A 7,723-nucleotide genomic window follows, 5' to 3' on the forward strand; every position below is an offset into this window, starting at 1 on the left:
AAGAGCAAACTGTTGCAAGTTGAGGGGTTAAGGAAATAAATGTAAGGAAAGAAAGAAACAAAAATTTGTAAATATCTGTTACAATAAATTAAATATAATAGTAGTTAAGATTTTTATACTAAGAATTATTTTATTGTGATCCATGGTTTAGGGAGGAAAAGAAAGTGGATAACTTATTACAAATGTTTCGAGATGCATTGCTAATCTCTGAGCCAATTTATAAAACTAACGATCTAGTATGGAATAAGTGGAATGCATACTTTAAAGATGTTGAAAATAATAATAATAAAGTACTCACATCACCCCATGCTTCTCCATCATTTACTGCATTAGTATCTTGGTTAGAGAAAAAGCAAGAGTCCGGAATTACATTATTACAAATTTATGCGAAAATTGACTCTTATAAAGAAGAAATATATAAAGAAATTGAAGTATTTATAGAAAAAGAATTTCAAAATGTAGTACATACAAATTCTTTAATATTAGAAAATGATCAAAATATAGATAAGCCAAATATAGTGAATCACGAGGATTATTACGAGGTAAATAACTCTGCTGTTTATTATAAATTAAGAGATGGGATTGCAAAGAATCAATTTGAAGAAGATGAAATAAGTAAGGTCTTACAATATCCCATTGAAACGAGGTCTTCTAATGGTGTAGCTCAACTTTCTTCACACAAAGATGAAGATTTAAGACTTACCAATATAGAAGAAGCAGCTCGATGGAATACCCTTGTAGATGACGTAATGAGTAATATGGATGATTTAACGGCAGATTGCTTAGATGCAATCACAATACAGTGGATTAATGAAGCAAAATCTCCAGATGATTTTATTGACTTTTCGTATGAACAAGTTTTAGAAATGTGCAACATTCCAAAAACAGTTGTTAAAAATAAAGAATACTATAGAGCAGAAGATAAAATTAAGATAGCAAAGAGAATTGCAGCTTTAGCAAGCATTTTTATCTATTTAAATGATGAGAATGAAGTCGTTGTATTAAATGACCGTGATGATGATGGGGAACGTTTAGAATTAAAGCGTGAAGTTATCAAAAGATTATTTGTATTAGATTCAGTTGTTTTATGGAGACATAGTGTTACTAACGAATACATGGGCATTGAATCTTGTCGTATTAAGCCGGGTAGCTTTTTAACTAATTATTTGTATGGATCAAATAATACAACAGCCCTATTATCTAAAAAAGCACTTGAATACAATAGTTATAGACACAAATATCATAAAAGGTTAATTCGATACTTAACATGGCAATGGAGAATTAGACAAATGTATTCATCATTGAAAAAGCCATATTCTATAGGTGGGGACAAAGGACTGCTAGCAGTAATGGATATCCCAAAAGATTGGAAGCCTAATCGTATTAGAGAACAGTTAGAAAATGTTCTAATGGATTTAGAAAATGAAAAAGTAATCTCTCATTGGGAGTATAGTGATCCACTGGATGAACAACAAATTGGGAAACGTAATTGGTTTAAAAATTATTACACCAACTTAGGAATAACGATTTTACCACCTGAAGAAATGCTACAGTCAATGGATAGGGTAATAGGAAAGAAGAGTATAGAGGAACCACAAGAGCAATTACCGGAAGCAACAGTTGTTAAAGAAATAAAGAAGACTGTAGAATCAGTCGAACAAATAGAGAAAAAGATCCGTGACCAAATACTGAAAGTACACAATGAAAAAAAGGTAAGCATTCGTGAAATAGCAGATGAAATTAGTATTTCTCCGTCTACATTATCTAGGTTTTGTAATTATAAAACAAAACGTTTATCTAAAAAAGCATTAGAAAAGCTAACAAAATGGTGTGAAAGACAAGAAATACTAGAAAAGATGTAACATAGACTAAATATTTCTTTTAATAATAGTCAAATTAAAAATACACATACATTATGTATGTGTATTTTACTTATTACTACCAATAATAGTCTGAATGTTCTTTATTTATTGTGGTTTTGGCGGGCGAAAATCCTACTGGAAAGTTATTATAGTTATGCTGTTTAATCCACTGCAATTAAATTTCTTGTCTTATCGATATGGTTCAGTAACATTCGATATTCTTCTTCATACATAGTTATACGTTGTAGAAGAGATTGATTCTCTGTTTCTAAATCTTCAATTTGATTTTGTAACTTTGTCAATTCATTCACATCTTTATAATTTTGTAGAAAGAGAATAATATCATCTAATGTAATAGACAAAGAGTTTTTTTCTTTTTCTGATGGGGAGAGGGGAATGTTGTTTCCCATTTTTCGGTCTTGTTTTGCTTGTTGTATTTCTTCTTGGTATTGTTTTCTCACATATGAATTCCAACGAAATCCACAAGCTGCGGGTGTTCTAGCTAGTAGTTTCGCTACTTCTTTGAATGCAGCTAATTGTGTTCCACCGTTACGAATATTCTGAAGTACTGTTGATGCGAGAAGTAAATCGTTATCATCAGTCCAGGAATCTTGTCTTGAGATTACCACGTTTTAACCCCCCTTATATGTTCTATATTATATATATGCAATTACTCAAAATGATAGAAGTTCAACTTCTCTTGAAATAATGGGGAGTAAGTTGATAGAAGTATGTATGATTGTAAATGCAAAATTGCATTTAAGGTTGACTATTCCGTAAAGGTGTAACTATAATAGTTACAGTTATGCAACTGAATTAATAAAATGGCTGGTATGAATTGGTTGTATTAATGATGTATAAACAAATATTAAAGAATGAATGGAGTTGAAAATATAGTCCTACATATAAAACGTTTATATAAAAAGAAATTAGGTAAAATACATTTTTTTATAAGTATATATTAATAAAAAGAGGTGCACGTTTTGAAAATTTTTAAGGGAATTCTAGTTTCTTCAATTGCATTAACAGCATTTAATGGGGTGGGTGGGCTACTTCCAAGTGAAAAATCAGAAGTTGCCTATGCAGCTACCTACAATTATTCAAATAAGCAATTGAATTCTACTGTACATAAGCAAGTTACTAAACAATTAATTTTGAAATTTAAAAATGAAGCGAATTTACCATATCAGGATGGAATAGAAAAATTCATTAAAGAAGAAAAACAAGATCCTGAATTAATTGGAATTTTAGCTGAATATCCAAATGTAACTATAAATCGACTTTTTAATTCTTTAAATCCTAAAGAAATTAAAAATCTTGGGAAAGAAATAAAAGATTCCGATCATATTTCTTCTAATTTGCTAAACTATTATATTGTAGAAACTCAAGATGATATTGATGTACAAGCATTACTTACAAAAATTGAAAAATCATCTCTTGTTGAAACGGCGTATTTACAGGAAGAAGAGGCGCCACCAGCAGAGCGTTTGCCAAATTTATCTGTTAATCCATATGATGAGCCTAGACTTACAAGACAAGGTTACCTTGAACCAGCACCATTAGGAATTAATGCACCTTATGCCTGGAGTATAAAAGGTGGAGATGGAAAAGGAACTACTTTCGTAGATATGGAGTATGGGTGGTTATTTAGTCATGAGGATTTAGTGAATCAAAAGATTGAATTGATATCTGGACAGAATAAAAGCGAGCACCATGATCATGGTACCTCAGTCTTAGGCATTGTTTCGGCAGAGGATAATAACATAGGTGGAATTGGGATCGCACCGAAAGCTAAGGTAAAGGTTGTATCCCAGATTAGGGATAACGGAAATTATAATACAGCTGATGCTATTTTAAGTGCGGTTAACAATATGCAAGCTGGAGATATTCTTTTACTAGAGGCACAAGCAACTTACGATGGATATGGAGATAAGAACTATTTTCCTGTGGAAGTAAAACCAGATATATTTGATGCAATTCGTATGGGAACAAATAAGGGAATTATTATTATTGAAGCAGGTGCAAACGGCGGAAATGATTTGGATCAATTTAGAGACCGTAATGGTAAACAAGTTTTAAATCGTAATAGTCCTGATTTTAAAGATTCAGGGGCAATTATGGTTGGGGCAGCTTCTGCAAGGGTTCCTCATAAGCGTTCATATTTCTCTAATTACGGTAGTAGAGTGGATGTGTACGGATGGGGGAATGCAGTAGATACTACAGATGCTAAACCAAGTGAATTTATAACAAATCTATATACATCTAGTTTTGCTGGAACATCTAGTGCATCGCCTATTATTGCTGGTGCTGCAGCATCAATTCAAGGAATTGCAAAAAATAATCAGGGGAGAGTATATACACCAAGACAGCTTAGGGATATTTTAAGTGATTCCAGCACCGGAACGAAATCCAATGATCCAACTTCTGATAAAATTGGTGTTTTACCTGACTTAAAAGCCATTTTATCTAAACTTGGTTTTTCACCAAACTTAGGTAATGATTCTTCTATTGTATTTCCTGAGGAACAAGAAATAAATAAAGGGAATGAAGGTTCTACTATTACGTTCCCGCAAGAGGATTCCGATAATAGTGAAGGGGACTCTAGCTTTATTTTCCCAGAATAATGGTGGAAAGAATTTTTGAGTATAAAGGATTCGTATATAGCTAGTTGTTTATAATACTAGTGAGAAAGGCTCTTATGTGTAGTAGCATAAGAGCCTTTTTGTTTTAAAATATACAAGTAGTTTAAGAAGATTTAGCGGGCATATGAATTAAGAAGATGTCTTACTTGTTCTATAAAATAATGATGGTGTATATTATTTTTTGATACTCGACTAGCCATAATAGCTCCTTCCATGGAAGAAGCAAGGAAAGAAGCAAGTGACATAACATCTATATCATCTTTAATTTCTTTTTTTTCGATTCCTTTTTTAATAAGAGATTCCATTAGCACTACTGTATTATCATATCCTTTTGCAGCTGCAGCATGTAATTCAGGGAAAACATCTGTACTTTCAATTGCGACATTAAGTAAAGGACACCCACCAGCTATTGGAGGATTGTTGGCCGCATCTTGGTATACAAGGAAGATGGCGATGATTTTATCTATAACATTCTCTTTATTTTCTATAGCCGCATAAAAATGTTTCCATATGATTTCTCCACCTTTATCAAAGGCAGCCAATGCAATCTCTTCTTTACTTTTAAATCGGCGATATATTGCGCCTTTAGGCAGAGAAGCAGCATCCATGATATCTTGAATGGATGTGCGGGAAATCCCTTGTGTATTAAATAAATACAAAGCTGTTTCAATTATTTTTTCTTTTACTTTATCAACTTTAGTCATAATTTATTTCCCTCTCGAATTGAAAATTCTGTTTTTTTGTTATTGGACTCTGAATCCAGAAATTTTTTGCTGTATTTTTAATAGAAGTTTTTTGTATAATTTGCTGCTAAATATGTTTATTTCAAAATGATAGATATATAGTAAATCATGAGTTTCTTACTTCTCTCATGCTACAAAAATTGAATGATGCTTACATATTATTATATATGTGGTTGGGAAAAGCAAGTAAGGCAATTGTCAGTATATATTTTTTTGCATTGGGTATTAATATCAACTTTTAAAGTTACGTATTCCCATCAATATTGCAATACTTTTATAAATTAATAAAAAAGTATTTAGAAACAGAGGGAATTATTGTATGATAATAACCGAACCAGACCGACCGGTTTGGTTATTTAAGATTAGAAAGGAGCAGCATCTGTTAATAAAGGAAGATATTTTTAGTTTGATATTCTAATAGGATTACTAATACTAAGTTCAAACATTAGAATATACAATAGCGAAGGGAGTAGGGTATGAAAAAAAATCTATCAATATTTATGACACTTTGTTTGTTTATTCAGTTGGCGTTTCCTGGATTCAATGTGTTTGCTGGATCAGTAGAGGGAATAGACCATACACTAAAAACAAATGAAACAGGAAATATGTGTTACAGAGAGCATGAGGGACACTTAAAGTTTCAATGGCCATTGCATAAAAAGAAAATAGATTTTGTAATTGTACAAGATGCGAGTGGAAGTTTTAAAGATTCTATAGGTAGTGTTAAAAATGCATTAAAACAAACTGTGGGACAGTTAGATCCTAAATATGATCGGGTACTGGTTACTAGCTACCAAGATTATAAAGGATATAAAGCAATGAATGGTAGTATCCTAAATAATAATGGTCCTGGGGTGAAAACAAATTTACACTCTGGTTTGAATAGTGGTTTAGAATCAGCAAAGCAAGGAATTGATAAAATTACGCCTTTTAGTGGTACACCAACGGCAGGTGGTCTTCAATTTGCATTGCAACAATATGAACAGGAAAAGGGAGCAAATGCCCCGAATCGTGAAACAATTTTTTTACTTGTTACTGATGGGGTTGCAAATGTCCAATTAGATGGCTACATTCATAAAACATCTAATAAAGTAAGTGATTGGACAGGCAAAGCTTGGTCTGGAGAATATCAACAAGATTACAAAGGTGCAATGAGCGAGGTTACTAACATAGCAAATGAAATAAAAGGTAAAGGCTATAAATTAATAACTGCCTTTTGGGAAAACAAGGAGGCTTTATCAGCTCCAGGTAATTACCATGATAAGTACGAAAGTGAAGTCGGGCCGGCATCAAGAAAAGCACTTCAAGGTATGGCATCACAGCCAGATTGGTTTGTTCTATCAAATAACATCGCAGAATTTTCCGAAAGCCTAATTCAGACAGTAGGCATGGTAGCAAAAAGTGAAAAAGATAGAATGGTTTTAGATTTTAAAAGTGATTTAGATGTTAAGGATATTCGTGTTGAAGGGCCAGACGGTTTAAGCACAAATCCAATTATAAAAAATAACCAGTTGATTTGGGATTTAGAGAGACAACCAGAGGGTGAGTACACTCTTATTTATAAGGGTAAAGAAACAAAACCTGATGTGAATGGATCTGATGTCATTGGAGGGTACCTCATTTCCAGTGATAAGAAGTTTGAAATTCCAATTATAAAAGTAGAACCAAATCCGAACGCAATAAACTGTATACCAGGTAAGATTGAGGCTGAAAAACTAGTAGATAAAAATCTAGTAAAAGTGGGAGACAGTGTAACATATACAATTACTGCGAAGAATGTATTAGAAAAAACAACTTCAAAAGATGTAGTGATAGAAGATACATTGCCAGAAGGCCTAGAATTAGATGCATCAAGTATTTTGCTCGATGGCAAGAAGGTAGAAGTTGAAGTAAAAGGAAATAGTTTAAAAGTAACAGTGCCACAAATTAGAGGCGTAGGGGAAGCAAAAGTAACTTTTACAGCAAAAGTAACAAAAGAGAAAGCCGGAACAATTGAAAACATGGCAATTGTGGTAGATCCAAATGATCCAGAGAATCCTCATAAGCCTAAAGTATCAATTGAAGTAGAACCAAAAAAAGAGGGAAGCGTTGTAACGAAGTACGTAGATAAAGAAGGAAAAGAATTAATTCCGGGAACGAGTACAACGGATCAAGTAGGAAAAGACTACAAAACAGAATCGAAAGAAATCCCAGGTTATAAGTTAGTCGAAAAACCGAAAAATGCCGAAGGTAAATATGAAGAAGGAACGACGGAAGTAATCTATGTCTACGAAAAAGTAGAAGGAAATGTAGTAACGAAGTACGTAGATAAGGAAGGAAATGAGCTAGTTCCAGGAACGAGTACAACGGATCAAGTAGGAAAAGACTACAAAACAGAGTCAAAAGAAATTCCGGGCTATAAGTTAGTCGAAAAACCGAAAAATGCCGAAGGAAAGTATGAAGAAGGAACAACGGAAGTAATCTATGTCTACGAAAA

Annotated in this window: 5 protein-coding genes; 3 read left to right on the forward strand and 2 right to left on the reverse strand. The window is 32.8% G+C overall.

The features are described from left to right. Nucleotides 1–164 precede the first annotated feature (164 nt). Entirely contained in the window at nucleotides 165–1,862 is a 1,698-nt protein-coding gene (locus tag MR170_RS29105; RefSeq protein WP_242310399.1) for a helix-turn-helix domain-containing protein, read from the forward strand. A gap of 161 nt (nucleotides 1,863–2,023) precedes the next feature. On the opposite strand, the gene MR170_RS29110 is transcribed toward MR170_RS29105, so the two are convergent. Beyond that, a complete protein-coding gene (locus tag MR170_RS29110) occupies nucleotides 2,024–2,491 on the reverse strand; it encodes an RsfA family transcriptional regulator (protein WP_000237077.1) in 468 nt (155 codons plus the stop codon). Nucleotides 2,492–2,845: 354 nt separating this feature from the next. Between MR170_RS29110 and MR170_RS29115 the strand changes: the two genes are divergently transcribed. After that, the gene (locus tag MR170_RS29115; RefSeq protein WP_105433550.1) at nucleotides 2,846–4,486 is read left to right on the forward strand and encodes a S8 family peptidase; all 1,641 of its coding nucleotides are present in this window, start codon (nucleotides 2,846–2,848) and stop codon (nucleotides 4,484–4,486) included. 131 nt (nucleotides 4,487–4,617) lie between these two features. Here the strand turns inward: MR170_RS29115 and MR170_RS29120 are convergent, their stop codons facing one another. Continuing rightward, nucleotides 4,618–5,208, reverse strand: coding sequence for a TetR/AcrR family transcriptional regulator (locus MR170_RS29120; RefSeq protein ID WP_242310401.1), 591 nt, complete (start codon nucleotides 5,206–5,208; stop codon nucleotides 4,618–4,620). 515 nt (nucleotides 5,209–5,723) lie between these two features. Between MR170_RS29120 and MR170_RS29125 the strand changes: the two genes are divergently transcribed. Then, a partial coding sequence (locus MR170_RS29125; RefSeq protein ID WP_242310403.1) for a MucBP domain-containing protein occupies nucleotides 5,724–7,723 on the forward strand: 2,000 nt, incomplete at its 3' end.

This window comes from Bacillus cereus group sp. BfR-BA-01524 (genome assembly GCF_022662595.1).
Taxonomy (GTDB): Bacteria; Bacillota; Bacilli; order Bacillales; family Bacillaceae_G; genus Bacillus_A; species Bacillus_A thuringiensis_S.

What these genes read in the sequence shown, in the direction of transcription:
- MR170_RS29120 (WP_242310401.1), bottom strand. Translation starts at nt 5,208, where the DNA reads ATGACTAAAGTTGATAAAGTAAAAGAAAAAATAATTGAAACAGCTTTG.